Genomic DNA, 25,719 nt, shown 5'->3' with positions numbered 1-25,719 from the left:
GGCGGCACCCGCTCGGGGTGCCGCCTTCCGGTGCGGTCCGGCGCCGGGACGCCGGGTGCTCAGCCCTCGTCGGGCGTCAGCGTCAGCGAGATCGAGTTGATGCAGTACCGCTGGTCCGTGGGGGTCGGGTAGCCCTCCCCCTCGAAGACGTGGCCCAGGTGCGAGCCGCACCGGCTGCACCGGACCTCGGTGCGGACCATGCCGTGCGACCGGTCCGCGATCAGCTCGACGGCGTCGCTGTCCTTCGGGTCGTAGAACGACGGCCAGCCGCAGTGCGACTCGAACTTGGTCGTCGAGGTGAACAGTTCGGCGCCGCACGCCCGGCAGGAGTACACGCCCTTCGTCCTGGTGTCGGTGTACTCACCGACGAAGGCGGGTTCGGTGCCCGCCTCGCGCAGGACGTGGTACTCACTCGGGCTCAGCTCCGCCCGCCACTGCTCGTCCGGCTTCTCGACGTCGTACGACATGCGCTCTCCCTCAGTTCGACAGGCGGGCGAGGATCCTGGGACCGAGGTCGGTGACATCGCCCGCGCCCATGGTGAGAACGAGGTCACCGGGCTTCGCCATTCCCGCGACCACGTCGGCGACGGCGTCCTTGTCGGACTCGGCGGTGACATCGGCGCCGGCCGCGCGTGCCGCGTCGATGATCAGGGCGCTGGTGATGCCCGGGATCGGGTCCTCGCGGGCCGGATAGATGTCGAGGACCACCGACGCGTCGGCGAGGGCGAGCGCCTGGCCCATCTCGGTGCCCAGCTCCTGGGTGCGCGAGAAGAGGTGGGGCTGGAAGACCACCAGGAGGCGGGAGGCCCCGGCGGCCCCGCGCATGGCCTCCAGGTCGGCGGTCATCTCGGTGGGGTGGTGCGCGTAGGAGTCGATGACCTGGACGCCGGCGGCCTCGCCCTTGAGCTGGAGGCGGCGTCCGACGCCGGTGTAGGCGGTCAGGGCCTGGGCCAGCTCGGCGGGGTCGATGCCCAGCCGGACGCCCGCGGCGAGGGCGGCGGCGGCGTTGTGGGCGTAGTGGCGGCCGGGCACGGAGACCGTGAAGACGATCTCCTCGTGCCGGTCCGGCAGGACCACGGCGACCTCGCTGGTCATGCCCTTGGGAGTGATCCGGCGGATCCAGACGTCGGAGGTCTCCGACTCGCCGACCGTCACGATCCGCAGGTCCGGCCGGTCCGAGACGCGACCGCCCAGCTCACGGGCGCCGGAGTGCTCGCCGACCACGAGGGTCCCACCGGGGTGGATCTTGTCGACGAACGCCTCGAAGGACTCGTAGATCTCGTCCATGGACGCGTAGTTGGCGTGGTGGTCCAGCTCGACGTTGAGGACGATGGCGACCTCGGGGTCGTACTTCTGGAAGCTGCGGTCGCTCTCGTCGGCCTCGGCCACGAAGATCGTGCCGTCGCCGTGCAGCGCGTTGGTTCCCGGCCCCGCGAGGTCGCCGCCGATCGCGTACGAGGGGGAGAGGCCGAGCTCGGTGAGGGCGACGGCCAGCATGGAGGTGGTGGTGGTCTTGCCGTGCGTGCCGGCCACGGCGATGGAGCGCAGGCCGGTCATCAGGGCGGCCAGCGCGTCGGAGCGGTGGACGACCGGGATGCCCAGCTCTGCCGCGCGGGCCAGCTCCGGGTTGTCGGCCCTGATGGCGCTGGAGACCACCACGCTGGTGGCGTCGTCGGCCAGGTGGGCGGCGGAGTGTCCGATGTGGACGGTCGCGCCGAGCGCCCGCAGGGACGCGGCGGTCTCGGACTCGCGCGCGTCACTGCCGGCCACCTTCGCCCCGCGCTGGGCGAGGATCCTGGCGATGCCCGACATTCCGGCGCCGCCGATGCCGATGAAGTGCGGCCGCTCCATGGCAGCAGGGATGGCGGGTGCCATGTGTGTGTCTCCCCGGGGTGTGACGTACGTGAGGGGCCCAGCCTATGCGGTACGCGGGGGTGCGCCGCGCGGCCGGACCGGCGGCGGGGCGACCGCGGCGGCGCGCGACCGGACGTGGCCGGCGGGCACGGGGCGGTACGGCGGCGGGCGCACAGGGCCCGGCGGCCGGTGCGGGACCCGGCCGCCGGAGGGCGTGACGGCAAGGGCAGGACGGTTCCGGCCGCGCCTCCCGCCGCCCTAGTCGTTGTGCGCGAAGAGCTTCAGCACCGGGACGCCGACCTTGTGGCGGGCGCGTGACGCCCAGTCCCGGTGGAAGAACTCCTCCACGTAGTGCGGGGCGGTCAGCACGATCACCTCGTCCGCCCCCGCCTCGTCCACCACGGCCTTCAGCTTGTCGAGCGGGTGGTCCTCGACGACCTGTCCGACCGCCTCGGAGCCCGCGTCCCGCAACTCCTGGAGCGAGTGTTCCAAAGCGCTCTCGGCCGGCAGCCGAGCGGCCCGGCCCTCCGGCTCCTCCCCCTCGCGGGCCGCCTCCTTCAGTTCACCCATGGCGACGTCGTCCAGGGCCCGGAGCAGTACGACGGCCTGATCGCCGCGCGGCTGCATCAGCACGATGAAGGAGACCCTTTCGTCTCCGTGCAGGCCGGTGACGAATTCCACGTCCACCGGCGTCAGGGGCTTCTCGATCATCAAAACGCTTGTGAACACCTCAGGAGCCCTTCTGCGGAAACCATCCTTCCCCGTGCCCGCACGGGGTCTTGCGAATGTAAGTGTGCCCACCGGAGGCTAACCGGAACGATAAATTCCGCGGGCTGGTCAGCTCCGGACGTAACGAGTGAAGAGAAAACCGTCCTCTTCCAGCAGGGAGGCGAGGGCAAACCTCGCCGGGACGGCCACGGCGGGTCCGCCCGCGATGCGCTGGGCGCCACCGGCCGTGAGCATCGGCGAGACCGTCAGGCACAGCTCGTCGAGCACCCCGGCCGCCACCAGCTGGCCGAGGAGACGCGGTCCGCCCTCGGTGAGCTGACGGGTGAGGCCCTGATCGGCCAGCGCCCGCAGGGCCCGCTCCGGCTCCACCCCGGGGCCGTCACCGGCGACGAGCACCCGGGCACCGGCCTTCTCGGCGGCGCGGATCCGCTCCGGTGGCGCCGCCGCGCCGGTCAGCACCAGGGTCGGGACGGGCGGCTCGGTGAAGAGCGGGGCGGAGTAGTCGAGGTCCAGGGAGGCGCTGACGACCGCGATCGCGGGCGCCGTGGCCTGGCCGGCCGCCGCGCGGCGCCGCGCGAAGACCTCCCGCGCGCGGGCCGGGCGGTACCGCTCCGCACGTACCGTCTCGGCGCCGACGATCACCACATCGGCCAGACCGCGCAGGGTGCCGAAGATCCGCATGTCGGTCGTGGAGGAGATGGGCTGCGAATGCCCGTCGTGCTGGGCCGCCCCGTCCAGCGAGGACACCATGTTCGCCCGCAGCCAGGGGCCGTCCGGGTACGCGTAGGCATCGGCCAGCTCACCGAGGGACCACTCCCGGTCCTCGGGGTGGCCGACGCCCATGACGTCATCCACGTCACTGGCGTCCTTGCCGGCTGTCTGGTCGGTCACAGGGAACAGGCGTCGCATCCGAGCAGTCTGGCACGGCCCGTACAGTGGGAACTGTGTCGATCAGTGCCATAGCCGAAGCGGCCCCGCTGTCCCTGTGCTCGCGCGAGCCGCACGTCCCGGCCGACCGTCTGGTCGCCGAGATGGTGCCGCCGCCGCGCTTCGACACGGTGCGCTTCGACAACTATCTCCCGGACCCCGAGCAGCCCAGCCAGAGCGACGCGGTCAAGGTCCTGAGCACCTTCGCCGCCGGGCTCGGCGGCGCCCACGCCAGCGGCGCCGGCAAGCGCCGCTGGTTCGCCAGGAAGCCCGAGGCGCCCGCCGCGCCCCGAGGCGTGTACCTGGACGGCGGGTACGGCGTGGGCAAGACGCACCTGCTGGCCTCGCTGTGGCACGCCACGCCGGCCGACGCCTCGCTCAAGGCGTTCGGCACCTTCGTGGAGCTGACCAACCTGGTCGGCGCGCTCGGCTTCCAGCAGACCGTCGCGACGCTCGGCGGACACAGGCTGCTGTGCATCGACGAGTTCGAGCTGGACGACCCGGGCGACACCGTGCTCGTGTCGTCGCTGCTCGGCAAGCTCGTCGACGCGGGCGTGGCGCTCGCGGCCACCTCGAACACCCTCCCGGGCAAGCTCGGCGAGGGCCGGTTCGCCGCCGCCGACTTCCTGCGCGAGATCCAGGGGCTGTCCGCCCACTTCAGGCCGCTGCGGATCGACGGCGAGGACTACCGCCACCGTGGACTGCCCGAGGCTCCCGCCCCGTACGCAGCCGAGCAGGTGCGCAGGGCCGCCCACGACACACCGGGCGCGTCGCTCGACGCCTTCCCCGATCTCCTGGACCATCTGGCCCGGGTCCACCCGAGCCGGTACGGCGCGCTGACCGACGACCTGACCGCGGTCTGCCTCACCGACGTGGGTCCGGTGCCGGACCAGTCGACCGCTCTGCGGCTGGTCGTCCTGGCCGACCGGCTGTACGACCGGGAGATCCCCGTCCTGGCATCCGGTCTGCCGTTCGACGGGCTGTTCGGCGACGAGATGCTGAACGGCGGGTACCGAAAGAAGTACTTCCGGGCGATCTCGCGGCTGACCGCGCTGGCCCGCGACGCCAAGAGCCTGGTGGAGCAGTAGGTTTGGGCCGTAAACCGATCTGAAGGGACCCACCATGGCCACCACGCGTACCGCCCACACCGTCTGGGAAGGCGAGCTCCTCAAGGGCTCGGGCGTTGTCACCTTCGACTCCTCCGGCATCGGCGAGCAGCCGGTCTCCTGGCCGTCGCGCGCCGAGCAGGCCAACGGCAAGACCAGCCCGGAGGAGCTCATCGCGGCCGCCCACTCCAGCTGCTTCTCGATGGCCCTGTCGCACGGACTGACCGGCGCCGGCACCCCGCCGACCCGCCTGGAGACCAAGGCCGACGTCACCTTCCAGCCCGGTGAGGGCATCACCGGCATCCACCTCACCGTGCGCGGCGAGGTCCCCGGCCTGGACGAGAACGGTTTCGTCGCGGCGGCCGAGGACGCCAAGAAGAACTGCCCCGTGAGCCAGGCGCTCACCGGTACGACGATCACGCTGACGGCCGAGCTCGCCTGACCGTCCGCCCTCGCCGGTGACACCCGTCGGCCCGTCGGCCGGCCAGTACGGAGGCCGGCACACCGGTCGGTCCGCCGGCCGGCCGGCACGGGGGCCGGCACACCCATCGCACGGAGGCCGGCACACCGGTTCGTCTCACCGGTGTGCCGCGCCGATGGCGATGCCGGTTGTCACACAGACACCAGAGGCAACGTGACCCGCATGGTTCACGCGTCACCGATACGCGTGATACATACATGCGGGTCACGTCACATCTCCTGTCCGCCAGCAGGGAGTTGCCTCATGTCCGCAACACGACGTCAGATCCTGGCCCGCACCGGCGCGTCGGTCGCCGGAATCGCCTTCGCGGGAGCCTTCTCCGAACTCTTCGCGGGCAGCGCCGCCGCCCGCGGCCACTCCGGTTACGGCCCCCTGCTCCCGGACCCGGCCGGTCTGCTCGATCTGCCGAAAGGTTTCCGCTATCGCGTCCTGTCCCGGGAAGGCACCCCTCTGCGCTCCGGTGAGGGCCTGGTGCCCTCCAACCACGACGGCATGGGCGCCTTCGCGGGCCACCGGGGCCGGGTGCATCTGGTCCGCAACCACGAGAACCGCGCCGACGCCCGGATCGGGGTGCCCACCGTCGACGGCCTGACCTACGACCCGGGCGGCAAGGGCGGCTGTACGGCGATCGAACTCGACGGCCGGGGCAACGTCCTGGGCGAGCGCGTCGCCATCGCCGGTACGGCGGTCAACTGCGCCGGCGGCCCGACTCCCTGGGGCACCTGGCTCACCTGCGAGGAGACCGAGGACAGGGCCGGCACCAACGGGTACGCCAAGGACCACGGCTTCATCTTCGAGGTGGATCCGGCCGACCCCCGCCGCACCGGCGCCGTACCGCTGACCGCGATGGGCCGCTTCCAGCACGAGGCGATCGCGGTCGACCCGCACAGCGGCATCGTGTACGAGACGGAGGACGCCTTCCAGAGGCCCTTCGGCCTGTTCTACCGCTTCCTGCCGGACAAGCCGCTCGGCGGCACCGGCTCGCTGCGCGCGGGCGGCGCGCTGGAGGCGATGCGGGTGCCGGGCGTCGCCGACCTGTCGGCCGTCCAGGAGACCGGCGCGACCTTCGGGGGCGTCGAGTGGGTCCCCGTACCGGACACCCAGGCCCGTGAGACCCCCATCCGTCTCCAGGACTTCGGCCCGAAGGGCATCACGCACGCCCAGAAGCTGGAGGGCTGCTACTGGGGCGGCAGGTCCGTCTACTTCGTCTCCAGCTTCGCCCGCGCCAGGGAGGGCTCGGCGGCCGACCACTACGGCCAGGTGTGGAAGTACGAGCCGCACCGGCGCCGGCTGACGCTGGTCGTCGTGTTCGGGCCGAACAGCGACATCCAGCTGCCCGGCGAGTCCCCCGACAACATCTGCCTGGCACCCGGCGGCGGTCTGATGGTGTCCGAGGACGGCAACGGCGCGCAGCACGTGTACGGGCTGACCAGACACGGCGAGGTGTACGCGATGGCGCGCGGGGCGCAGAACATCGGCACGCCCGAGGAACCGGAGTGGGGCGAGTTCGCGGGCGTCACGTTCTCCCCGGACGGGCAGACCATGTACGTCAACTGCTACACCCCGGGCACGACGTTCGCGGTCACCGGCCCCTGGCGCTGACCGCGGGGCGCGCCGGCACGGCGCCCGGGCCGTCGGCACCCGTGGCACGGAGCCGGGGCCCCCGGGCCGGGCGCCGAGGTCATGGGCGCCGACGGCCCGGGCGCTCATGACCCGGGCGTGGGGCGGCGGTCGCGTTACCCGCGCGAAACTCCGCCGCCCCACGCTCTCAAAGATCGTCTGCGTCAATGCAGGTCCGCCTACGCCCACTTCGAAGGACCCGCCATGGCCGCGCCGCCCTCGCCCCACCCCGTCGACCGGCGGCCGCCGCTGGGCAGGCTCGCCGCTCTCGGCGTCCAGCACGTGCTCATCATGTACACGGGCTGCGTCACCGTGCCGCTCGTGTTCGGGGCGGCGGCCGGCCTCGACCCGTCCGCCGTCGCGTTGCTCATCAACGCTGACCTGCTCGTCGCGGGCCTGGTGACGCTGGTGCAGAGCCTGGGGATCGGCGGGATTCTCGGCATCCGGCTGCCGATCGTCACCGGTGCCACCTTCGCGGGCGTCACCCCGATGATCCTGATCGAGGAGCAGTACGGCATGCAGGCCGTGTACGGGGCCATGCTGGCGGCCGGGTTCTTCGGGCTGCTGGTCGCCGTGCCGTTCGCCCGGCTGGTCCGCTTCTTCCCGCCGCTGGTGAGCGGCACGGTGATCACGGTGATCGGGCTGTCGCTGATCGGGGTGGCCGCGGGGCTGATCACCGGCAATGACCCCGACGCCGCGGACCACGCCTCCGGACCCCGGCTGGCGCTGGCCGCCGGAGTGCTGCTCCTCATCGTGCTCTTCGCCCGGTTCACGCGCGGCTTCCTGGGCCAGATCGGCATTCTGCTGGCGCTCGTCGGCGGCACGCTGGCGGCGATACCGATGGGCCTGACCGACTTCTCCGGGGTGTCGGGGGCCGACTGGCTGGGGCTGGCCGCGCCGTTCCACTTCGGCGCGCCGCAGTTCCCGCCGACCGCCGTCGTCGCGATGTGCGTGGTGATGCTGGTGATCTTCACCGAGTCGACGGCGTCGATGCTGGCCGTGGGCGAGGCCACCGGCCGTCCGGTCACCGGCGGGGACCTCGCGCGCGGCCTCGCCGCCGACGGCCTCTCCGGGGTCCTGGGCGGCACGATGAACTCGTTCATGGACACCGTCTTCACGCAGAACGTCGGGCTGATCGGCATGACCCGGGTCGTCAGCCGGTACGTCACCGCGGTGGCCGGCGGTCTGCTGGTCGCCCTCGGGCTGGTGCCCCGGCTGGGCGAGCTGGTGGCGGCGCTGCCGGGGCCGGTGGTCGGAGCGGCCGGCCTGGTCCTCTTCGCCACCGTCACCATGGTCGGCGTCAACACCCTGCGCCGGGTCGATCTGGACCGGGGGCACAACCTGACCGTCGCGGCGGTCTCCCTGGGGGTGGGTCTGCTCCCGGAGGTGTCCCACGGCATCTACGACGGCTTCCCGTCCTGGGCCCGGATCATCCTGGGCAGCGGTATCACCAGCGCGGCGCTCACCGCGTTCCTGCTCAACCTCCTCTTCCACCACACCGGGCTCGCGAACGGCGCCGAGGGGTCGCGGCAGTCCGGGAAGCCGCACGGCGGTCCGGCCCCGCAAGGAGCGTCCGGTGAGCCGGGGGCGGAGGGCGCCGACGGCGGGCCGGCCCCGGAAGGGCCGGGGAGGACGCCGCGCCCGGCCACGCCGGGGAGCGTGCCGCGCCCTTGACGCCTGGCGTCAATATGATCAGCTAATTTTCACGAGTGACCATCTATGCACGAAGATTGTCGGTACTTGTCGTTCTAGGTGCTGTTCTTGTCGGTTGCAGTGGAGGTGGCGCCGACACCGCCCGCACGCACGACCAGGGACGGACGCCGTCCCCGCCGTCGGCACCGGGGGGCCCGTCCCCGGTGCCGACGAACGCCTCCCCCGCGCCGGCGGGCCCCTCCCCGCTGCGGCAACCACCCACCATGGCGCCCGGGCCCGGCGGGCTCACCCCGGTCTTCGTGCGTGGCCCCGCCTCCTCCGCGAAGACCGTCGCGCTGACCTTCGACGCCGATATGACGGCCGATCAGGGAGCCAGGGCGGCCGGTGGCGAACGGTTCGACAACCCCGCGCTGATCGCCACGCTGCGGCGCCTGAAGGTGGACTCGACGATCTTCATGACCGGCCGCTGGGCCGAGGAGTACCCCGACCAGGCGAAGGCGATCGGCACCGACCCTCGCTTCGAGATCGCCAACCACTCGTACAGCCACCACTCCTTCTCGACGCCCTGCTACGGCCTGCCGGCCCTGGGCAGGCAGGACATGGCCGCCGACGTCCGCCGGGCCTTCGACGCCTTCCGCACGGCGGGCGCCCGCAACGTGGTGCCGTACTTCCGCTTCCCCGGCGGCTGCTACGACGACGCCGCGCTGCACGCCCTGGCACCGGCCGGGGTGACGGCCGTCCAGTGGGACGTGGTCAGCGGCGACGCCTTCGCCACCGACGCGGACGCGGTCGCCGAGCAGGTCCTCGAAGGCGTCAGGCCGGGCTCCCTGGTGGTGATGCACTGCACGCGCAGCGCGGCACCGGTCACCGAGGAGGCGATCCGGAAGATCGTCCCCGCGCTCAGGGAGCGCGGCTACCGCTTCGTCAAGGTCTCCGAACTCATGGCGACGTCCCGGGTCCCGTCAGGACCAGGAGGTGTCCGCGCGCCGGAGGGGCGACCGTGAGCCCCGGGTTGAGGGTTCGCCCCATCGGCGTAGCGTGGAATCAGACCCGGTCCGGCCCGGTGGCCGGGCGGAGTGGGCGCGCCCCCGGAAGGGCGCGCCCCGCCGCGCCGTCACCACCGCGGGCGCGCCGCGCCGTACGCGCCGCGCCGTACGCGCTGAGCCCCGCGACGGGAGCCGTCCGCGCTGAGCCGTACGAGCCGGGTCGGCGGGACCACGGGCACGAGGAGCGATGGCCATGGGCAGGCTCTCGATCGACCAGTTGCGCGAACGGGTACGCGGGGCGGTCATCGCCCCGGACGACGGCGCCTACGACGAGGCGCGCAAGGTGCACAACGCGATGATCGACCGCAAACCGGCGGTCGTCGCGCGCTGCGCCAACGCGGGGGACGTGATGGCGTGCGTCGACTTCGCGCGGGAGAACGAGCTCGATCTGGCGGTCCGGGGCGGTGCGCACAGCGTGCCCGGCTTCGGCACCTGTGACGACGGCGTGGTGGCCGATCTGTCGCGGATGCACGGCGTACGGGTCGATCCCGTGCGGCGCACGGCGCGCGCGGAGGGCGGAGCCACCTGGGGCGACTTCAACGCGGCGACCCACGCCCTGGGCCTGGCCACCACCGGCGGCATCATCTCGACCACCGGTGTGGGCGGTCTCACGCTCGGTGGCGGCATCGGGTATCTCGCCCGCGGACTCGGCCTGAGCTGCGACAACCTGGTCTCGGCCGATGTGGTGACGGCGGACGGCGGACTGCTCGTGGCGAGCGAGGAGGAGAACGACGACCTCTTCTGGGCGCTGCGCGGCGGGGGCGGGAACTTCGGCGCGGTGACCTCCTTCGAGTTCCGGCTCGATCCCGTCGAGACCATCTACGGCGGACCGATGTTCTTCGAGCTGGAGCACGCGCGGACGATCCTGCGCGCGTACAGCGAGATCATCGCCGACGCGCCGGAGCAGCTCGGCGCGTTCCCGGCCTTCCAGATCGCCCCGCCGCTGCCGTTCATCCCCGAGGACCGGCACGGGGACACCTTCGTCCTGATCGTGGCGTGCTGGGCCGGGCCTCTCGACGAGGGGGAGCGCGCCCTGCGGCCCTTCCGCGACATCGCGCCGGTGGTGGCCGAGTTCGTCGGGCCCATGCCGTACCCCGCGCTCAACAGCGCGTTCGACGCGCTCGTACCGCCCGGTCTGCAGCACTACTGGAAGGCCAACTTCGTCACGGAGCTCAGTGACGCCGCGATCGAGGCGCACCTGCGGTACGGGCCGCGCGTCCCCGCCGTCAACTCGACGGTGCACATCTACCCGATCAACGGCGCGTGCCACCGTGTCGCGCCGGAGGCGACGGCCTTCGCCTACCGCGACGCCTCGTTCGCGACCGTCATCGCCGGGATGTGGCCCGACCCGGCCGACAACGAGGCCAATGTCGCCTGGGTCCGCGAGTACTACGAGGCCATCGCCCCGCACTCGGAGGAGGGCGGGTACATCAACTTCATGGCCGGCGACGACCAGTCCCGGATCAAGGCCAACTACCGGAGCAACTACGGCCGGCTCGTCGAGGTCAAGCAGGCGTACGACCCGGGGAACCTGTTCCATCTCAACCAGAACATCAAGCCGTAGCGCCAGTGCCCTCCGGCGGACGGGCCGCCCGGGGAAGAAAGGGCGCTACCCGGAGCAGGCGCCGCGCTGGGCCTCCTGCCACTCGCAGACCGGGCACAGTGTGGCGCCCTTGGTGGACTCCGGGTACTCGGTCGGGCGGCGGCACAGGACGCACTCGGCGAAGGGCCCGCTCTCGGCGCCCGGCTCCGCGGGGGTGACCCCGGTCGGCGTCTCGCAGTACGCATCGTCCATGCCTTCGAGCGTACTCGTTCGTGCGCATTCGTTGTGCGTACCCACTCGCGCGGATTCGTTCGTGCGCATTGGCCGGTGCGCATTGGTTTCGTGCGCATTGGTCGGTGCGCATGGGTTCGTGCGTACGCACTCGCGTGTGCTCATGCGCGCCAGGCGGTGAGCCGGCAGGCCAGGGCGATCGCGGCCGCGGCGATCGGTGCCGCCGCGGCGGCGGAGAGCCAGGGCAGGTGGACCGTGCCGGTGATGTTGCCGGTGACCAGGGCCGTCATCGCGGCCCGGGCCGGGGACCCGGGGGCGACCAGGGCCAGCAGGACCGCCGTGGTGGTCGCCGCGACCGACCAGCCGCGGCCCGGCAGCAGCGGCCGCGTGCACAGGGCGCCGACGGCCGCGCCGCTGAGCACGCAGACGGCAGCCGCGAGGAGCCCGGCGAGGGCCGCCGCCGGCACGGGGACAGCGGCCGAGCGGTCGGCGCCGACCGGGGCACAGAGCGACGTGACGACGAGCGTGGTCACGGTCCCGAGCAGCGCCGCGCATCCGGTGCCGGCCAGTATCGCGGCCAGGTGCGCGCGCTCGCGGCCCGCCGCGGCGGCCGTGACGCTCCGCGCGGCCGGAGGCTCCTGGACCAGACAGATCCGTACCAGCCAGGCGGCGAGCGGCAGCAGGGCGGCGGCCGCGTAGCCGAGGGCCCCCAGGACCGGCTCGCCGGGCCGGAGGCCGATGCCCAGGTACGCGGCGTACAGCAGGACGGGCGGCAGCCAGCGCTGTGAGCGCAGCAGCAGCGCCGTCTGATACCTCAGGAGGGCGGTCACCGGCTCGTTCCCGGGACGTTCGCGGCGGGCCCGGCGGCACCCACCCGGTGGATGTGCCAGGGCGGCCGGGCGGTCAGCAGTTCCCGCAGCAGCGCGTCGGAGTGCGCGGCCCCGACCGTGAACACCACCCGGCCGTCCGCGCCCGTCGCGTACGCCGGCGAGCCGGGAAGCCCGTCGGCCCACGCCCCCGGGAGCGGCGCCCCCGAGGCCACCACGCGCACGAGCCCGACGGGGGCGCCCACGGCCTCGGCCTGCGCCCGGGGCTCGGCGTCGGGCCCGGCCCGGCCGCGGGTGACGCGTCCGCCGTGCACGGCGTACACGGCGTCCCACGCGTCCCCCAGCCGCCCGGGGTCGTGGTCGACGCAGACGACCGTCCCGCCCGCCGCGACGCGCTCGCCCACCACCCGCTCCAGTTCGGCACGGGCCGCCGTGTCCAGCCCGGTCCACGCCTCGTCCAGGACCAGCAGCTCCGGCTCGGCGAGCAGTGCCTGGGCCACCGCGACCTTCTGACTGCTGCCCTTGGACAGCTCCGCCAGCGGGGTGCGAGCGTGGGCCGCGGCCCCGAACCGCTCCAGCCACTCGGCCGCCCGGGCGGCCGCGACGGCGGGCCGCAGGCCCTGGATCCGGCCGAGGTGGACGAGGTAGCCGGTGGCGGTGAGCGGCATGGCGGCCGGGAACCGCTCGGGCACGTACGCCGTGCGTCCCGGCCGGCCGGTGACCCGGCCCTCGGTCGGCGCGTCGATGCCGGCGATCAGACGCAACAGGGTCGACTTGCCGCTGCCGTTGGAGCCCTGGACGCGGATCAGGCGGCCCGGCGGCAGGTCGAGCCGGACGTCGCGCAGCACCCAGGGGCCCCGCGGTCCGTAACGGCGGCCGACGCTCCGGAGGTTCAGTTCTGTGCCGCCTTCTGCGGGGTGAGCTCGCTGGGCCGCACGATCACGAACCCCTCACCCTGGAGCATCAGCTGCACGGCCTCCCCCGAGCCGCCGCGGATCATGGAACCGACGGACTGCGAGCGGTGCAGCCCGGTGCTGAGGTGGGCGCTCCAGCCGACGACGGCGTCGGTGTCGACGTAGACGGGCTGGTTCGTGGTGACGGGGATGACGAGGGGGTTGCCGTCGCAGACCAGGGCGAGCTTGCCGTACCCGGTGAAGACGCTGTTGAAGAGGCCGCCGCCGGTGACGCCGGCGCCCTTCACCGTCTGTATCTCGTACGAGAGCGTGGAGTCGAAGCACAGGACGTTGCGGCCGTTGATGCTGAGCGCGTCGCCCTGGTCGAGGTCGACGATGAAGCAGTTCTGCGCCTCGTGCGCGAACCATGCCTCGCCCTGGCCGCGCACGGCCATGAGCGACAGCCCCTCACCGGTCACCGCCCGCTTGAGCATGCCGCCCAGGCCCTGGCCCTTGCGCTCGAACTGGAGGTTGCCGCGGAAGGCGATCATCGATCCCTGCCGCGCGTGCATCTCGCCGTTGACGGCGTACTTGACCGACTTCGCGTTCTGCAGGGTCATACCGGGCACAGTGGCCTGCTGGGCCATGTTCTCGGAGGAGAAAAGATCGCTCTTCATGCGGGCATACTCACCCGGAACCATCTGTTCCGCCAAGAACGGGCGCCGCGCCGGGTGGCAGACTGGCCGGGTGAGCAGCAACGACACCCCCGAGACCGCCGAGCCCGGTCGAAGCACCGGATCCGGCGGGTCCGCCCGGGCCGATGAGTCCACCGCGTCCGACGCCCGGGACGAGGCACCGCAGTTCGTCCTCCCCCTCGTCGTACGGATCGAGCGGACCGGCCCCCCTTCCCGTACCGACGCGCTGGAGACCGCCGCGCGCGCGGTGCTGACGATCCTCTCCGACGACAGGTCGCTCGGCGGGGGCGAGTGGGCGGCGGCCATGCGCGACTGGCAGGACGCCAGGATCCGCAAGGTGGTACGGCGGGCACGCGGCGCGGAGTGGCGGCGGGCGTCCGAACTGCCGGGCATCACGGTCACCGGTGACAGCGCGCAGGTGCGGGTGTTCCCGCCCGTCCCGCTGGACGGCTGGCCCAAGGAGCTGGTGAAGCTCCAGGTGTCGGGGACGGAGCTGGACGACCCGGCGGACCTCCCGGAGGTCTCGCCGGAGCAGGCGCTGCTGTGGCTCAACCCGGAGCTGCGGATGTCGACCGGCAAGGAGATGGCCCAGGTCGGCCACGGCGCTCAGCTGCTGTGGTGGGCGATGACGGACGAGGACCGCAAGACGTGGCGGGAGGCCGGATTCCCGCTGGCGGTACGCGCCCCGCATCCCGACCGGTGGGCCGAACTGACCACGAGCGGGCTTCCGTTGGTCCGGGACGCGGGTTTCACGGAGATCGCTCCGGGGTCCTGCACCGTGGTGTCGGACTTCCCACAGCGGCTCGGCTGAACGTCACGGGTGCTGTATACGTACCTCCCAATACTGCCAGGTAGGTCGATCGGCGTCTCTGCACGCCGGTCCGTTCCGCGATGGCACGCATCGGCTCGGGAGGCACATTGTTGCGGCGAATCAACGGCACGGCACTCATCATCGCGGCTCTGGTCGCCACGGTCGGGGCCCTGGCGTTCCCGATCTGGTCCTACGCCGACCGGTCGGGCACCGGCGCGGCCAACCTCAACGCCTCGACCGTAGCGACCCAGTGGGGCCCGCTGTCGGCGACGGACCGCGACTTCCTGGTCAAGGTGCGCCTGGCGGGCCTGTGGGAGCTCCCGGCCGGCCAGCAGGCCATCGAGCGGGCGCCGAGCCAGGCCATCAAGGACGCGGGTGACCACCTCGTCGTCGGCCACACCGACCTGGACGAGCGGGCCCGGGACGTGGCGGCGAAGCTGGGCGTGGAACTGCCCAACCAGCCGAACGAGCAGCAGCAGGGCTGGCTGCGGGAACTCTCGGCGGCGAGCGGCGAGGAGTACGACCGCAAGTTCGCGAACCTGCTGCGCAACGCGCACGGCAAGGTCTTCGCGCTGGTCGCCGAGGTCCGGCACACCACGCGCAACACACTGATACGGCAGCTGGCCAGTGACGCCAACGTGACGGTGCTGGACCACATCACGATGCTGGAGCAGACCGGGATGGTGGACTTCGACGCCATCGCCAACGAGGCGGCGGGCCGTAAGACCGCGAGCCCCTCGGGTCCGCCCGCGCCCAACGGGAACCTTCCGCCCGCGCCGTCGCCGGCGGTTCCGTCGGGGTCGGACCAGTCGTTCACCTCGCGGCCGTCGACCCAGCCGGGCGCCCCGACCGCGATCAACACCAACCGTCCGCCCGTGAACGCCAAGCAGCCCGACCCGCAGCAGCCCGACCCGGGGCAGCAGCCGGCCCCGCAACAGCCCGGCGCGGGACAGCAGCCGGACGCGGGACAGCAGCCGTAACCTCAAATCGAGCTCTGAACCTGCCCTCCCCCGGGTTCACCGACGCGCCACTGGGCCATTACCCCTCCACAGCGGTGAAGGAGGGGGACATGGCGGAACTGGGTATCGGCATCGGCTGGCGTCCGGAGATGGCGGACGCGGTGGAGGAACTGCCCGGGGTGGACTGGGTGGAGGTGGTCGCCGAGAACATCTGCGTCGGCCACCTGCCCGACCCGCTGCTGCGGCTGCGCGAGCGGGGCGTCACGGTCGTCCCGCACGGCGTCTCGCTGGGGCTGGGGGGCGCGGACCGCCCGGACGAGGCACGGCTGGCGGAGCTGGCCGCCAAGGCCACGGCACTGGGCGCGCCGCTGGTCACCGAGCACATCGCGTTCGTACGGGCCGGGGGGCCGCTCACCGCGTCACCGCCGCTGGAGGCCGGTCATCTGCTGCCCGTCCCGCGCACCCGGGACGCGCTGGACGTGCTGTGCGAGAACGTCCGCATCGCGCAGGACTCCCTGCCGGTGCCGCTGGCGCTGGAGAACATCGCGGCGCTGATCTCCTGGCCCGGCGAGGAGCTGACGGAGGGGCAGTTCCTCGCGGAGCTGGTGGCCCGTACCGGTGTCCGGCTCCTGATCGACGTCGCCAATCTGCACACCAACCACGTGAACCGCGGCGAGGACCCGGCGAAGGCGCTGGACGAGCTGCCGGTCGAGGCGATCGCGTATGTGCACGTGGCGGGCGGCGTCGAGCGCGACGGTGTCTGGCACGACACCCACGCCCACCCCGTCACCGCCCCGGTCCTGGACGTGCTGGCCGATCTGGCGTCCCGGGTGCGGCCGCCGGGCGTGCTGCTGGAGCGGGACGACGACTTCCCCGCGGCGCGGGAGCTGGCCGCGGAGCTGACCACGATCCGGGAGACGCTGACCCTCGCCGGGACCGGTACGCCGGTGCGCGGGCGCGCCCTCGCGGCGACCGGGGCGACCGGGGCGCTCCGACGGTCCGCCGCCGTCCGGGCACAGGCCGCTCCGGCGCCCGCGCCCGCGGTCGGGGTCGGGGTCGGGGCCGGGGTCGCGCTCACGGCCGGGACCGGGGCGGGGAGTACGGGTACGGAAGCCGGACCGGGCTCGGTACCGGCGTCGGCGTCGGCGTCGGCGTCGGCGGGCGGTCGCCGTCACATGCCCGCGGGTTCCGCCGTGGCGTCGCCCGCGCCGGGCCCGGACCGGCCGGGGCGCGGAGCCCGGGAGCGGGTGGGGATCGCCCAGGCCGCTCTGCTGTCGGCGCTCGTCGCCGGGACGCCGGCGCCCGAGGGCTTCGACCACGCGCGGCTGCGGGTGCAGTCCCGGGCACTCGCCGGGAAGCGGGCCGGGGTGGTCGCCAGGATCGCGCCCGAGCTGCCGGAGATCCTCGGGGACGGCTACCGGCGGGCCTTCCTCGCGTACGCCGGGGCCCGCCCCCTGCGCGGCGGTCACCGGCGCGACGCCCTCGACTTCGCCGAGCATCTGCTCGTGGCCGGGCTCCCCTCCGACGAGGTGGCGCGTCGGCGGCTCACGCTCTGGTGGCAGGAGCGCGCCGGCGCGCGTCCGCCCGGCCGGGTCACCCGGCTCGTCCGGGCGGCCCGGGCCGCGCTCGGCCGGGGGGCGAGGCGGCCGTGAACGTCCTCGCCCTTCTCCTGTACGCCGCGCTCACCGTCTCGTCGGCCCTGCTGATCCACGGGGTGACGGCCTTCCGGCGCGGATCCGGCGGCCCGGTGCACGATGCGACGGAGGCCGCGTTCCTGATCGGCGGGCCCGCCCGGGTCGTCGACGCCGCGCTCGCCGCGCTGCACTCGGACGGCCGCCTCGCCGTCGGCGGGCCCGGGATCGTCGTCGTCCGGCGGCCCGTCGCCCACGACCACGTCGAACGGGCGGTGCTCCATGAGCACGCCGCCGCGCCCAGCGGGGCGCTGCACGTCCTGCGGCTCGCGGCCATGCGCAACCCGGCCGTGCAGGAGGTCGGCGACGACCTGGCCGCGCGCGGGCTCCTCGTGCCGCGCGCGGCCGGCCGGCGCTGGCGTCGCCTGAGCCTCGCCCAGGGACTGGGCTGTCTGCTGCTGTTCTTCGCCTCACTGGTGCTGACGCTGATCGAGCTGGGCTCGGCCGAGCCGGGCGACCTTCCGTTCCCGTTCCTCGGCAAGGTGGCGCCCGCACTGGTCGCCGGCGGGATCGTGGCGGGCGTCTGCGGCGCCGTCGCGAGCGGCCGGATCACCCGGGCGGGCCGGCGGGCGGTGGAGGAGTACCGCAGGGCGTACGCCGCCGTGCCCGCGCCCGGCCATCCGGTCGCGCTGTACGGTCCCCGCGCCCTGCCCGACCCGGTGCTGCGGGAGCAGCTCGGGGCGGCGGCACGGATGCACCGGAGGGGCGGGGCCGCGGGCCGGCCGGGCGGTGGGACGTCGTCGGCCGACCAGCAGTATCCGACCGCGGGCGCGGCGGCCGTGGTGTGGTGCGCGGGTACCGCCCCGGGCGGATCGGGCTGCGGAGGCAGCGGCGGAGGACAGGGCTGCGGAGGCGCATCCGGCGGCGGGGGTTCGGGCTGCGGAGGCAGCGGAGGTTCCAGCTGTGGCGGGTCCGGCGGCGGAGGTTCGAGCTGCGGAAGCAGCGGAGGCTCCGGCTGCGGCGGCGGGGGCGGCTCATGAGGACCGCCCGGCGAGTCCTTCCGGGGGACCGCGCACACCCGACGGCCGCGCCGTCGCGACGGACCGGAGTGTTCCGTTCACCCCTGCTCCACACGGGAGTTCGACCCCGCCCGTGTCCACATACTGGAAACCCCGTGGCGCGCGCCCACGGCCTCGCGTAGAACTCCGGCATGCTCTGGGTCCCCTTCGTACTGGTGGCGTGGGCCGTGGCCGCCGTCAGCTGTGCGCGGCTGTGCATCGCCGCCCTGGAAGCCGCGCGCCCGTCACCCGAGCCCGTCGGGGGAAGTCGGGAACTGAGCCTGTACGAGGCGGCGTTCCTGGCGGGCGGCCCGCTCCGGGTCACCGACCTCACGCTGGTCTCGATGCACCGTCGCCGGGGCCTGCTCCTGGCGCACACCGGATGGGCGACCGTGGTCGACCCGCGGGGCCGGGACGAGCTGGAGCGGTCGGTGATCGGTGCGATCGGCCCGGGGGGCCAGTCCCGGATAGCGGCGGTACGCGCCGCCGCCTCGGCCGCCGATCCGGTACGGGCACTGGCCGAACGCCTCGTCGCGGCGGGCCTGGCCGTACCGGACGCCGCCCGGTCGGGCATCACGTCAGCGCTGCGGGCCGTGCGCCGCTCCACCGCCCTGACGGTCGCCCTCGCCGCCGCCGTGCTGCTCCTGCTCCCGGCCGAACACATCCCCCCGGGACCGGGCATGGCCTGGTTCGCGCTCCCCCTCGTCCTGACGCTCGGCTGCCTGGTGATCGCCCGCGTCGAGGTCCACCCCTACACCCGCTGGGCATCCCCGGCCGGACAGCACCTGCTGCGGGAGATCCCTATGCGCGGCCCGCTCACCGCCGTCGCCGTGGAGGGGGTCCGCGCCCTCGACGACCCGGCCCTGCGGGCGGCCCTGACCTCCCCCGGGAACTACTGAGCGACGTCCCGGCGTCCCCCGGGTCACCCCTTCGTGGGCATCGGCCCCGACACCGCGCCGTGGTCGTTCACACACCCGTGCCCCGCGAGGAGGATGCTCCCTTCCGGCACCCGGCGACCGCGTCGCGCCTCGTGGGCCATGCCCCGGTGCGCCGCGCGAGGAGCCTCCGCACGAAGGGAACGCGATGAGAGCGGTCGCCCTGTACGTCACCCTCGGCGCCCTTGTCGTGTCGGCGCTCGGCACCCCTCCTCCCGCCTCCGCCTCCGCCTCCGCCTCCGCCAGGGGGATCGGCACCGCCTCCGCCGAGGCCCTCGGCACCGAAGTGGCGGCCCGGCGCGCCGCTGTGAGCGGCATCGGCTTCGGGCCGTGCGCCGCCGTGGAGAAGCTGTCGGCGTCCGTCCGCTGCGGCACCGTCCGGGTGCCGCTGGACTACGCGCGCCCCGGCGGGTCCTGGATCCGGCTCACCGTCAGCCGCGTCCGGGCCCTCGGCGCACCCTCCGCACGGCAGGGAGCGCTGGTGTTCAACCCGGGCGGTCCCGGTGCCTCGTCCCTGTACTTCCCCATGGCCGCCCGGCTTCCCGCGTGGCGGCGCATCGCCGGCGCGTACGACCTGGTCGGCTACGCCCCGCGCGGAGTCGGCCGCTCCGCACCGCTCAGCTGCCGGGACCCGGCCGACGCCCCCCAGGGCCCCGCGCAGGCGCCGGCCGAGCCCTCCGGGACGTACAAGAAGGAGCGGATCGCCGAGGCGCGGGCGTACGCGCGGGGGTGTGCCCGCCGGGCGGGGCCGGCGCTGCGCCACTACAACTCCCTGAACAACGCCCGGGATCTGGAGGTGCTGCGGGCCGCGCTGGGCGAGCGCCGGCTCACGTACATGGGCGCGTCCTACGGCACCTACTTCGGAGCGCTCTACGCCACGCTCTTCCCGGGCCGGGTGCGCCGCATGGTCTTCGACTCGGCGGTCGACCCCTCCCCGGGGCGGATCTGGTACGCCAACAACCTCGGGCAGTCGCTCGCCTTCGAGCGGCGCTGGCGGGACTTCCGGGTCTGGGCCGCCCGGCACGACGCCGTGTACCACCTCGGCACCACCGAACAAGCGGTGCGGCGCGGTTACGACACGGCGGCCGCACGGCTGGCCCGACGGCCGGCCGGCGGCACGGTCGGACCCGGCCGCCTCCAGGCCGCGTTCCTCCAGGCGGGCTACAACGACGCGCTGTGGCCGAAGCGGGCACTCGCCCTCTCGGAGTATCTCAAGGGCGATCCGCGGCCGTTGATCGAGCAGGCGTCCCCCCGCGGGGGCGCGGAGGCGGCGGCCGCGGCGGAGAACGCCAGGGCGGTGTACACGGCGGTGGAGTGCAACGACGCCCCCTGGCCGGCGGACTGGCGGGTCTGGGACCGGGACAACACGCGGCTGGCGAAGGTCGCGCCGTTCGAGACCTGGCCCAATGTGTGGCTGAACCTGCCGTGCGCCTTCTGGGCCGTGCCCCGGCGACGGCCGCTCGACGTGGGTACGGAACCGGGCGCGCTGCCCCCGACGCTGATCCTGGCGGCCGAGCGGGACGCGGCCACACCGTACGAGGGCGCTCTGGAGCTGCGGCGACGGCTGGCCGGATCGGTGCTGGTGACCGAGCGGGACGCCGGCACGCACGGGGTGGCGGGCGGTCCGAACGCCTGCGTCAACGGTCATCTGGAGGCGTATCTCCTCCGGGGAAGGACTCCGGTGCGGCGCGCGTCATGCGCGCCGCACCCGGAGCCGGACCCGGTGTCGCTGGAGCGGCGGACGACCGATGGGCCGGGCGTTCCGCCCGGACCCGCGTCCGACGTCTGATCTTCCGGGTCGATGGGCGACGGGACCGCTGTGGGGCGGACCCGTCACCAGGTTCCTCGCCGGCCCGTGGGCCGTGTCGGCGACGTGGTCGCCGCCCGGGTCACCGGGCGGACGTCACGTCGAGGGCGCCGGCCAGGGGGCCGCCGCTCGGGTCCCGCCGGGCTCGCGCGCCCCGACGGCGCAACCCCGCCGCCGGACCCCGCTCGCCGATCCGGCCCGAACGCAAGACCCTACGCCAGTCCGGCCACCAGGTCGGCGACGGACTTCCGGCGGCCCGTGTAGAACGGGACCTCTTCGCGGACGTGCATACGGGCCTCGGAGGCGCGCAGGTGGCGCATCAGGTCGACGATGCGGTACAGCTCGTCCGCCTCGAAGGCCAGCAGCCACTCGTAGTCGCCGAGCGAGAAGGAGGCGACCGTGTTGGCGCGCACGTCGGGGTAGCCGCGGGCCATCTTGCCGTGGTCCGCGAGCATCCGCCGGCGGTCCTCGTCGGGCAGCAGGTACCAGTCGTAGGAGCGCACGAAGGGGTAGACGCTGACGTAGTCGCGCGGCGTCTCGTCGGCCAGGAACGCCGGGATGTGCGACTTGTTGAACTCGGCGGGGCGGTGCAGCGCCATGTTCGACCAGACCGGCTCCAGCGAGCGGCCCAGCCGGGTGCGGCGGAAGAGGTTGTACGCCTCCTGGAGCTCGTCCGCGGTCTCGGCGTGCCACCAGATCATGAGGTCGGCGTCGGCGCGGAGCCCGGACAGGTCGTACGTGCCGCGCACGGTGACGTCCTTGGCGGCGAGCTGGTCGAACAGCTCCTGGACCTCGTCGGCGTACGCGGTCCGGGTCGCGTCCTCGGCGGGGAGGACGTCGCGCAGCTTGAAGACGGACCACAGGGTGTAGCGGATGACCTCGTTGAGGTCCTTCGCCTTCTTACCGGCGTTCGGGATCTTTTCGGGCGCACTCATAGGGCTATTCTCACTTGTCCCTCGGAGTGCCGTGCGCCAGGGTCGGCGTGGCGAGGATCTCGTCGGCCGCGCGCCGCGCGCTCGCGATGCAGGCGGGGATGCCCACGCCGTCGTACACGGCGCCGCAGACGCGCAGTCCGGGCAGCTCGGCGACGGCGTCACGGATGCGGGCGACCCGGGCCACATGGCCGACGGGGTACTGCGGGAGTCCGCCGATCCACCGGGTGACCTCGGTGGCGACCGGCCGGGCCGCCAGACCGGTGGCCGCCGCCAGGTCCGCCAGGGACATGGAGACGAGTTCGGCGTCCTCGCGGTGGAGGTGCTCCTCCTCGCCGTACCGGCCGACGGAGGTGCGCAGGACGAAGAGGCCGGGGGCTCCCTCGGCGACCCACCGCCACTTCTGGGAGGAGAACGTGGACGCCTTGATGGTGCGGCCGTCGACGGGCGGGACGAGGAAGCCGGAGCCGGCGGGCAGCCCCGCGACGTCCGCACGGCGGAAGGCGAGCGTGACCAGGGCCATGGAGGCGTACTCGACTGCGGCGAGCTCGGCCGCGGCGGCCGGGCACTCGGCGGCCAGGAGGGCCGAGGCGGACCAGGCGGGGGTGGCGAGGATCACCGCGTCGGCGTCGATCACCCGCCGGTCGGTGCGCACGCGCCAGCCCACGGCGCCCGTGCCGCCGCGGCCGTCCTCGCCGGCACGACGGGTCAGGCCGAGCACGGGCGTCCCGGTGAGGATCTCGCCGCCCTGGGCGGTGATCGCGTCGGCGACGGCCAGGGGCAGCCGGCCGACGCCGCCCTCGACGCCCAGGAAGACGGGACCGGTCCGGGGCTGCGCCGCCGTGCGCCTCTGCACGTCGCGGACCGCTTCGAGCAGGGAGGTGTGGTCGCGGGCGGCGTCGAAGAGGGCGGGCATCGCGGCCCGCATCGAGATCCGGTAGGCGTCGCCGGCGTACACCCCGCCGAGCAGCGGTTCGACGAGCCGGTCGACGACCTCACGGCCGAGCCGGTCGGCGACGTACGCGCCGACCGCGATGTCGTCGCCGATCTCGGCGGGCGGCAGGCCGGCCTCGCGGGCGATGCGGGCGAGGCCCTCGGCGGAGAGCAGACCGGCCAGTGCGGCCGGGTCGCCCGGGACGCCCATGACATGGCCCTTGGGCATGGGCCGCAGGGCGTCGCGGCTCCAGACGGCGGCGGTCGCGGTGGCGGGCTCCTGGAGCCGGTCGCGGAGACCGACCGCCCCGGCGAGGTCGACGGCCTCGGGGCGGCGGGCGAGCATCGACTCGGCGCCGAGGTCGACGGGGGCACCCTCGATCTCCCCGGCGTGCAGCTTGCCACCGAGCCGGTCGGTCGCCTCCAGCAGGGTCACGCGCCGGCCGGCGGCGAGCAGCCGGTGGGCGGCGGCGAGACCGGCGATGCCGCCCCCGATGACGACGACATGGCCCGGGGGTGTGTCCGCGTTCATGGCTCCACTGTCTCAAACCCCGTAACGAGTCCTGACCGTGACCCGTTCGGAACCGTACGGCGCAACCGTCGCCCCGGGCCCGCACGTCGAAAGGGCATTGTTGACGACGGACCCTTGGGGGGACCATGCGCGCACCACACGCGGTCGCGGCCGTACTGCTCACCGCCTCTCTCGCGCTCGCGGGTTGCGGCGCGGGCGACGACGGCGCCCGGGCCACGAAGGGCGTTCCCGACGCGGCGGAGCGGGGAGGGAGTGCCGCGGAAACCGTCACCGGTGGCGCGGGCCCGGGATACGCGGCCGACGGGCAGGCCGGCGGGGCGAAGCCCGGGGCCGCCGCACCCGGTCGGGCGGGTCAGCGCACGGCGGCCCCGCAGCAGCACGTCGTCCGTACCGCCGAACTCTCCGTGGAGGTCGCGGACGCCACCCGGGCGCTGGCAGAGGCCCGCACCGCCGCCGAGGCCGCCGGCGGACACGCCGCGAACGAGACCACCGAGCGGGTCGACGACAGTCATGTGACGTCGCAGATCGTGCTGAGGGTCCCGCAGTCCTCGTACGACGCGGTGCTCAAGGAGCTGGCGGGCGCCGGGAAGCTGCTCTCCCGCAAGGCGGAGGCCAAGGACGTCACCGAAGAGGTCGTCGACGTGGAGAGCCGGATCGCCACCCAGCGGGCGAGCGTCGACCGGGTGCGCAAGCTGATGGAGCGGGCGACCGGGCTGAGCGACGTGGTCGCGCTGGAAGGACAGTTGAGCAGCCGTCAGGCGGACCTGGAGTCCCTGCTGGCGCAGCAGGCGTCGTTGAAGGACCGTACGACCATGGCGACGATCACCCTGCGGCTGAGCGAGCCCGAGGAGCACCGGGAGGAGCGGGAGGAGGACCCCGGCGTGCTGGACGCGCTGGGCGGCGGCTGGGACTCGCTGGTGACGGCGGCGAGGTGGACCGTGATCGTGCTGGCGGCGGTGGCTCCCTGGGCGGCCGTCCTGCTGCTGGCCTGGGCGGCGTGGCGGTGGCTGGTGCGTCCGCGGCTGCCCCGGCGCCCGGCCGCCGGACCGGTGGAGGCCCGCTCCCCCGAAGGTGAGTGATCGGCGTTAGCTTGTTCCGCATGGGACAGCAACGACTGGTGGTCATCGGCGGCGACGCGGCGGGGATGTCCGCCGCGTCGCAGGCCCGCAGGCTCAAGGGCCCGGAGGAGTTGGAGATCGTCGCGTTCGAGCGCGGGCACTTCAGCTCGTACTCGGCGTGCGGGATCCCGTACTGGGTCGGGGGCGAGGTGCAGGAGCGCGACGAGCTGATCGCCCGCTCCCCCGAGGAGCACCGCAAGCGGGACATCGATCTGCGGATGCGGACCGAGGTGACCGGACTCGACCTGGCCGGGCAGCGGGTGAGGACGCGGGACCTGGGTTCGGGCTCCGAGTCGTGGACCGGTTTCGACAAGCTGGTGGTGGCGACGGGCGCGCGGCCGGTAAGGCCGCCGCTGCCGGGCATCGACGCGCCGGGCGTGCACGGGGTGCAGACCCTGGGCGACGGCCAGGCGCTGCTCGACACGCTGTCCGGTACGGAGGGCGGGCGGGCCGTCGTGGTCGGCGCCGGGTACATCGGCGTGGAGATGGCGGAGGCGCTGCTGAACCGGGGCTACGAGGTGACCGTCCTCAACCGGGGCGAGCAGCCGATGTCCACGCTCGACCCCGACATGGGCCGGCTGGTGCACGAGGCGATGGACGGGCTGGGCATCACCACCGTCGGCGGCGCCGACGTCACCGGGGTCCTCACGGGTGCGGACGGCAGGGTGCGGGCGGTGGCGACCGAGGACGCCGAGTACCCGGCGGACGTCGTGATCCTGGGCATGGGGGTCGAGCCCGAGACCACGCTGGCGCGGGAGGCGGGCCTGCCGGTCGGCGAGTACGGCGGGCTGCTGACCGACCTGGCCATGCGGGTGCGCGGCCAGGAGAACGTGTGGGCGGGCGGCGACTGCGTCGAGGTGCTGGACCTGGTCTCGGGCCGTGAGCGCCACATCCCGCTGGGCACGCACGCCAACAAGCACGGCCAGGTCATCGGCGCCAACGTGGGCGGCGGTTACGGCACGTTCCCCGGGGTGGTCGGTACGGCCGTGAGCAAGGTCTGCTCGCTGGAGATCGCCCGTACCGGGCTGCGCGAGAAGGACGCCCACGCGGTGGGGCTGCGGTTCGTGACCGTGACCGTCGAGTCGACGAGCCGTGCCGGTTACTACCCGGGCGCGGCGCCGATGACGGTGAAGATGATCGCCGAGCGCCGCACGGGCCGGCTGCTGGGCACCCAGATCGTGGGCCGCGAGGGCGCGGCGAAGCGGGTGGACATCGCGGCGGTGGCGCTGACGGCCGGCATGACGGTGGAGCAGGTCGCCGCCCTGGACCTGGGATACGCCCCGCCGTTCTCACCGGTCTGGGACCCGGTCCAGGTCGCGGCCCGCAAGGCGGTCGCGGCGGTACGGGAGGCGGAGGGGGGCTGAGGCCCCTTGTCCGATCCCGGGTCGGATCAGCGAG

The 25,719-nt window shown here is 73.8% G+C and carries 24 protein-coding genes; 14 read left to right on the top strand and 10 right to left on the bottom strand.

Annotated features, from left to right (window positions below):
* Window positions 1-59 precede the first annotated feature (59 nt).
* The 4 genes from msrB to PUR26_RS29475 form a co-directional block, all read right to left on the bottom strand.
* The gene (gene msrB / locus PUR26_RS29490; RefSeq protein WP_329877000.1) at window positions 60-467 is read right to left on the bottom strand and encodes a peptide-methionine (R)-S-oxide reductase MsrB; all 408 of its coding nucleotides are present in this window, start codon (window positions 465-467) and stop codon (window positions 60-62) included.
* Between the two features lie 10 nt (window positions 468-477).
* Window positions 478-1,875, bottom strand: a complete 1,398-nt coding sequence (murC, locus tag PUR26_RS29485) for a UDP-N-acetylmuramate--L-alanine ligase (protein ID WP_329876998.1) — start codon at window positions 1,873-1,875, stop codon at window positions 478-480.
* A 237-nt stretch (window positions 1,876-2,112) separates the two neighbouring features.
* A complete protein-coding gene (locus PUR26_RS29480) occupies window positions 2,113-2,583 on the bottom strand; it encodes an indole-3-glycerol phosphate synthase (RefSeq protein ID WP_329876996.1) in 471 nt (156 codons plus the stop codon).
* A gap of 108 nt (window positions 2,584-2,691) precedes the next feature.
* On the bottom strand, window positions 2,692-3,492 hold the full coding sequence (locus PUR26_RS29475) for a pyrimidine reductase family protein (protein ID WP_329876994.1): 801 nt from the start codon (window positions 3,490-3,492) through the stop codon (window positions 2,692-2,694).
* A 26-nt stretch (window positions 3,493-3,518) separates the two neighbouring features.
* On the opposite strand from PUR26_RS29475, the gene zapE reads away from it, so the two are divergent.
* The 6 genes from zapE to PUR26_RS29445 all read left to right on the top strand — a co-directional run bounded on the left by zapE (window position 3,519) and on the right by PUR26_RS29445 (window position 10,980).
* A complete protein-coding gene (gene zapE, locus PUR26_RS29470) occupies window positions 3,519-4,598 on the top strand; it encodes a cell division protein ZapE (RefSeq protein ID WP_329876992.1) in 1,080 nt (359 codons plus the stop codon).
* 34 nt (window positions 4,599-4,632) lie between these two features.
* A complete protein-coding gene (locus PUR26_RS29465) occupies window positions 4,633-5,058 on the top strand; it encodes an OsmC family protein (RefSeq protein ID WP_329876990.1) in 426 nt (141 codons plus the stop codon).
* A gap of 282 nt (window positions 5,059-5,340) precedes the next feature.
* On the top strand, window positions 5,341-6,699 hold the full coding sequence (locus PUR26_RS29460) for an alkaline phosphatase PhoX (RefSeq protein ID WP_329876988.1): 1,359 nt from the start codon (window positions 5,341-5,343) through the stop codon (window positions 6,697-6,699).
* A gap of 222 nt (window positions 6,700-6,921) precedes the next feature.
* A complete protein-coding gene (locus PUR26_RS29455) occupies window positions 6,922-8,391 on the top strand; it encodes a nucleobase:cation symporter-2 family protein (RefSeq protein ID WP_329876986.1) in 1,470 nt (489 codons plus the stop codon).
* Window positions 8,392-8,426: 35 nt separating this feature from the next.
* Window positions 8,427-9,374: a polysaccharide deacetylase family protein gene (locus PUR26_RS29450; protein WP_443077211.1), complete on the top strand. Its 948-nt coding sequence runs from the start codon at window positions 8,427-8,429 to the stop codon at window positions 9,372-9,374.
* A gap of 235 nt (window positions 9,375-9,609) precedes the next feature.
* On the top strand, window positions 9,610-10,980 hold the full coding sequence (locus PUR26_RS29445) for an FAD-binding oxidoreductase (RefSeq protein WP_329876984.1): 1,371 nt from the start codon (window positions 9,610-9,612) through the stop codon (window positions 10,978-10,980).
* Window positions 10,981-11,025: 45 nt separating this feature from the next.
* On the opposite strand, the gene PUR26_RS29440 is transcribed toward PUR26_RS29445, so the two are convergent.
* The 4 genes from PUR26_RS29440 to PUR26_RS29425 form a co-directional block, all read right to left on the bottom strand.
* Window positions 11,026-11,211: a hypothetical protein gene (locus PUR26_RS29440; RefSeq protein ID WP_329876982.1), complete on the bottom strand. Its 186-nt coding sequence runs from the start codon at window positions 11,209-11,211 to the stop codon at window positions 11,026-11,028.
* Between the two features lie 140 nt (window positions 11,212-11,351).
* Window positions 11,352-12,020 carry an ABC transporter gene (locus PUR26_RS29435; RefSeq protein ID WP_329876980.1) on the bottom strand — a complete coding sequence of 223 codons (669 nt, stop codon included), beginning with the start codon at window positions 12,018-12,020 and terminating at the stop codon, window positions 11,352-11,354.
* The gene (locus PUR26_RS29430) at window positions 12,017-12,913 is read right to left on the bottom strand and encodes an ABC transporter ATP-binding protein (RefSeq protein ID WP_329877222.1); all 897 of its coding nucleotides are present in this window, start codon (window positions 12,911-12,913) and stop codon (window positions 12,017-12,019) included. The genes PUR26_RS29435 and PUR26_RS29430 overlap by 4 nt, the downstream gene beginning before the upstream one ends.
* Window positions 12,910-13,587, bottom strand: coding sequence for an AIM24 family protein (locus PUR26_RS29425; RefSeq protein WP_329876979.1), 678 nt, complete (start codon window positions 13,585-13,587; stop codon window positions 12,910-12,912). Before PUR26_RS29425 ends, PUR26_RS29430 begins: the two co-directional genes overlap by 4 nt.
* A 70-nt stretch (window positions 13,588-13,657) precedes the next feature.
* Here PUR26_RS29425 and PUR26_RS29420 point away from each other — a divergent pair, with 70 nt between their 5' ends.
* The 6 genes from PUR26_RS29420 (at window position 13,658) to PUR26_RS29395 (ending at window position 20,788) form a co-directional block, all read left to right on the top strand.
* A complete protein-coding gene (locus PUR26_RS29420; RefSeq protein WP_329876977.1) occupies window positions 13,658-14,416 on the top strand; it encodes a peptidyl-tRNA hydrolase in 759 nt (252 codons plus the stop codon).
* Window positions 14,417-14,526: 110 nt separating this feature from the next.
* The gene (locus PUR26_RS29415; protein WP_329876975.1) at window positions 14,527-15,396 is read left to right on the top strand and encodes a DUF4142 domain-containing protein; all 870 of its coding nucleotides are present in this window, start codon (window positions 14,527-14,529) and stop codon (window positions 15,394-15,396) included.
* Between the two features lie 89 nt (window positions 15,397-15,485).
* Window positions 15,486-17,027 carry a DUF692 domain-containing protein gene (locus PUR26_RS29410; protein ID WP_329876973.1) on the top strand — a complete coding sequence of 514 codons (1,542 nt, stop codon included), beginning with the start codon at window positions 15,486-15,488 and terminating at the stop codon, window positions 17,025-17,027.
* Complete coding sequence (locus PUR26_RS29405; protein ID WP_329876971.1) at window positions 17,024-18,046, top strand: TIGR04222 domain-containing membrane protein; 1,023 nt, start codon at window positions 17,024-17,026, stop codon at window positions 18,044-18,046. Before PUR26_RS29410 ends, PUR26_RS29405 begins: the two co-directional genes overlap by 4 nt.
* Before the next feature lie 170 nt (window positions 18,047-18,216).
* Window positions 18,217-18,963 (top strand): TIGR04222 domain-containing membrane protein, encoded by a 747-nt coding sequence (locus PUR26_RS29400; RefSeq protein ID WP_329876969.1) that lies wholly within the window; start codon window positions 18,217-18,219, stop codon window positions 18,961-18,963.
* 184 nt (window positions 18,964-19,147) lie between these two features.
* Window positions 19,148-20,788, top strand: a complete 1,641-nt coding sequence (locus PUR26_RS29395; RefSeq protein WP_329876968.1) for an alpha/beta hydrolase — start codon at window positions 19,148-19,150, stop codon at window positions 20,786-20,788.
* 230 nt (window positions 20,789-21,018) lie between these two features.
* Here the strand turns inward: PUR26_RS29395 and hemQ are convergent, their stop codons facing one another.
* Together hemQ and hemG are read right to left on the bottom strand one after the other, a co-directional pair.
* Complete coding sequence (gene hemQ / locus PUR26_RS29390; RefSeq protein WP_329876966.1) at window positions 21,019-21,741, bottom strand: hydrogen peroxide-dependent heme synthase; 723 nt, start codon at window positions 21,739-21,741, stop codon at window positions 21,019-21,021.
* Window positions 21,742-21,751: 10 nt separating this feature from the next.
* Complete coding sequence (hemG, locus tag PUR26_RS29385; RefSeq protein ID WP_329876964.1) at window positions 21,752-23,203, bottom strand: protoporphyrinogen oxidase; 1,452 nt, start codon at window positions 23,201-23,203, stop codon at window positions 21,752-21,754.
* A gap of 125 nt (window positions 23,204-23,328) precedes the next feature.
* Here hemG and PUR26_RS29380 point away from each other — a divergent pair, with 125 nt between their 5' ends.
* Together PUR26_RS29380 and PUR26_RS29375 are read left to right on the top strand one after the other, a co-directional pair.
* The gene (locus PUR26_RS29380; protein WP_329876962.1) at window positions 23,329-24,282 is read left to right on the top strand and encodes a DUF4349 domain-containing protein; all 954 of its coding nucleotides are present in this window, start codon (window positions 23,329-23,331) and stop codon (window positions 24,280-24,282) included.
* Between the two features lie 20 nt (window positions 24,283-24,302).
* Entirely contained in the window at window positions 24,303-25,685 is a 1,383-nt protein-coding gene (locus PUR26_RS29375; protein ID WP_329876959.1) for an FAD-dependent oxidoreductase, read from the top strand.
* Window positions 25,686-25,719: the final 34 nt, after the last annotated feature.

Source organism: Streptomyces sp. SP18CS02, assembly GCF_036322365.1.
Lineage (GTDB): Bacteria > Actinomycetota > Actinomycetes > Streptomycetales > Streptomycetaceae > Streptomyces.
This window is presented reverse-complemented; position numbering and strand designations above follow the sequence as displayed.

What these genes read in the sequence shown, in the direction of transcription:
- PUR26_RS29400 (WP_329876969.1), top strand. Translation starts at nt 18,217, where the DNA reads ATGCTCTGGGTCCCCTTCGTACTGGTGGCGTGGGCCGTGGCCGCCGTC.
- hemQ (WP_329876966.1), bottom strand. Translation starts at nt 21,741, where the DNA reads ATGAGTGCGCCCGAAAAGATCCCGAACGCCGGTAAGAAGGCGAAGGAC.
- murC (WP_329876998.1), bottom strand. Translation starts at nt 1,875, where the DNA reads ATGGCACCCGCCATCCCTGCTGCCATGGAGCGGCCGCACTTCATCGGC.
- PUR26_RS29440 (WP_329876982.1), bottom strand. Translation starts at nt 11,211, where the DNA reads ATGGACGATGCGTACTGCGAGACGCCGACCGGGGTCACCCCCGCGGAG.
- PUR26_RS29445 (WP_329876984.1), top strand. Translation starts at nt 9,610, where the DNA reads ATGGGCAGGCTCTCGATCGACCAGTTGCGCGAACGGGTACGCGGGGCG.
- PUR26_RS29375 (WP_329876959.1), top strand. Translation starts at nt 24,303, where the DNA reads ATGGGACAGCAACGACTGGTGGTCATCGGCGGCGACGCGGCGGGGATG.
- PUR26_RS29410 (WP_329876973.1), top strand. Translation starts at nt 15,486, where the DNA reads ATGGCGGAACTGGGTATCGGCATCGGCTGGCGTCCGGAGATGGCGGAC.
- PUR26_RS29460 (WP_329876988.1), top strand. Translation starts at nt 5,341, where the DNA reads ATGTCCGCAACACGACGTCAGATCCTGGCCCGCACCGGCGCGTCGGTC.
- PUR26_RS29455 (WP_329876986.1), top strand. Translation starts at nt 6,922, where the DNA reads ATGGCCGCGCCGCCCTCGCCCCACCCCGTCGACCGGCGGCCGCCGCTG.
- hemG (WP_329876964.1), bottom strand. Translation starts at nt 23,203, where the DNA reads ATGAACGCGGACACACCCCCGGGCCATGTCGTCGTCATCGGGGGCGGC.
- PUR26_RS29380 (WP_329876962.1), top strand. Translation starts at nt 23,329, where the DNA reads ATGCGCGCACCACACGCGGTCGCGGCCGTACTGCTCACCGCCTCTCTC.
- msrB (WP_329877000.1), bottom strand. Translation starts at nt 467, where the DNA reads ATGTCGTACGACGTCGAGAAGCCGGACGAGCAGTGGCGGGCGGAGCTG.
- PUR26_RS29475 (WP_329876994.1), bottom strand. Translation starts at nt 3,492, where the DNA reads ATGCGACGCCTGTTCCCTGTGACCGACCAGACAGCCGGCAAGGACGCC.
- PUR26_RS29465 (WP_329876990.1), top strand. Translation starts at nt 4,633, where the DNA reads ATGGCCACCACGCGTACCGCCCACACCGTCTGGGAAGGCGAGCTCCTC.
- PUR26_RS29395 (WP_329876968.1), top strand. Translation starts at nt 19,148, where the DNA reads ATGAGAGCGGTCGCCCTGTACGTCACCCTCGGCGCCCTTGTCGTGTCG.
- PUR26_RS29425 (WP_329876979.1), bottom strand. Translation starts at nt 13,587, where the DNA reads ATGAAGAGCGATCTTTTCTCCTCCGAGAACATGGCCCAGCAGGCCACT.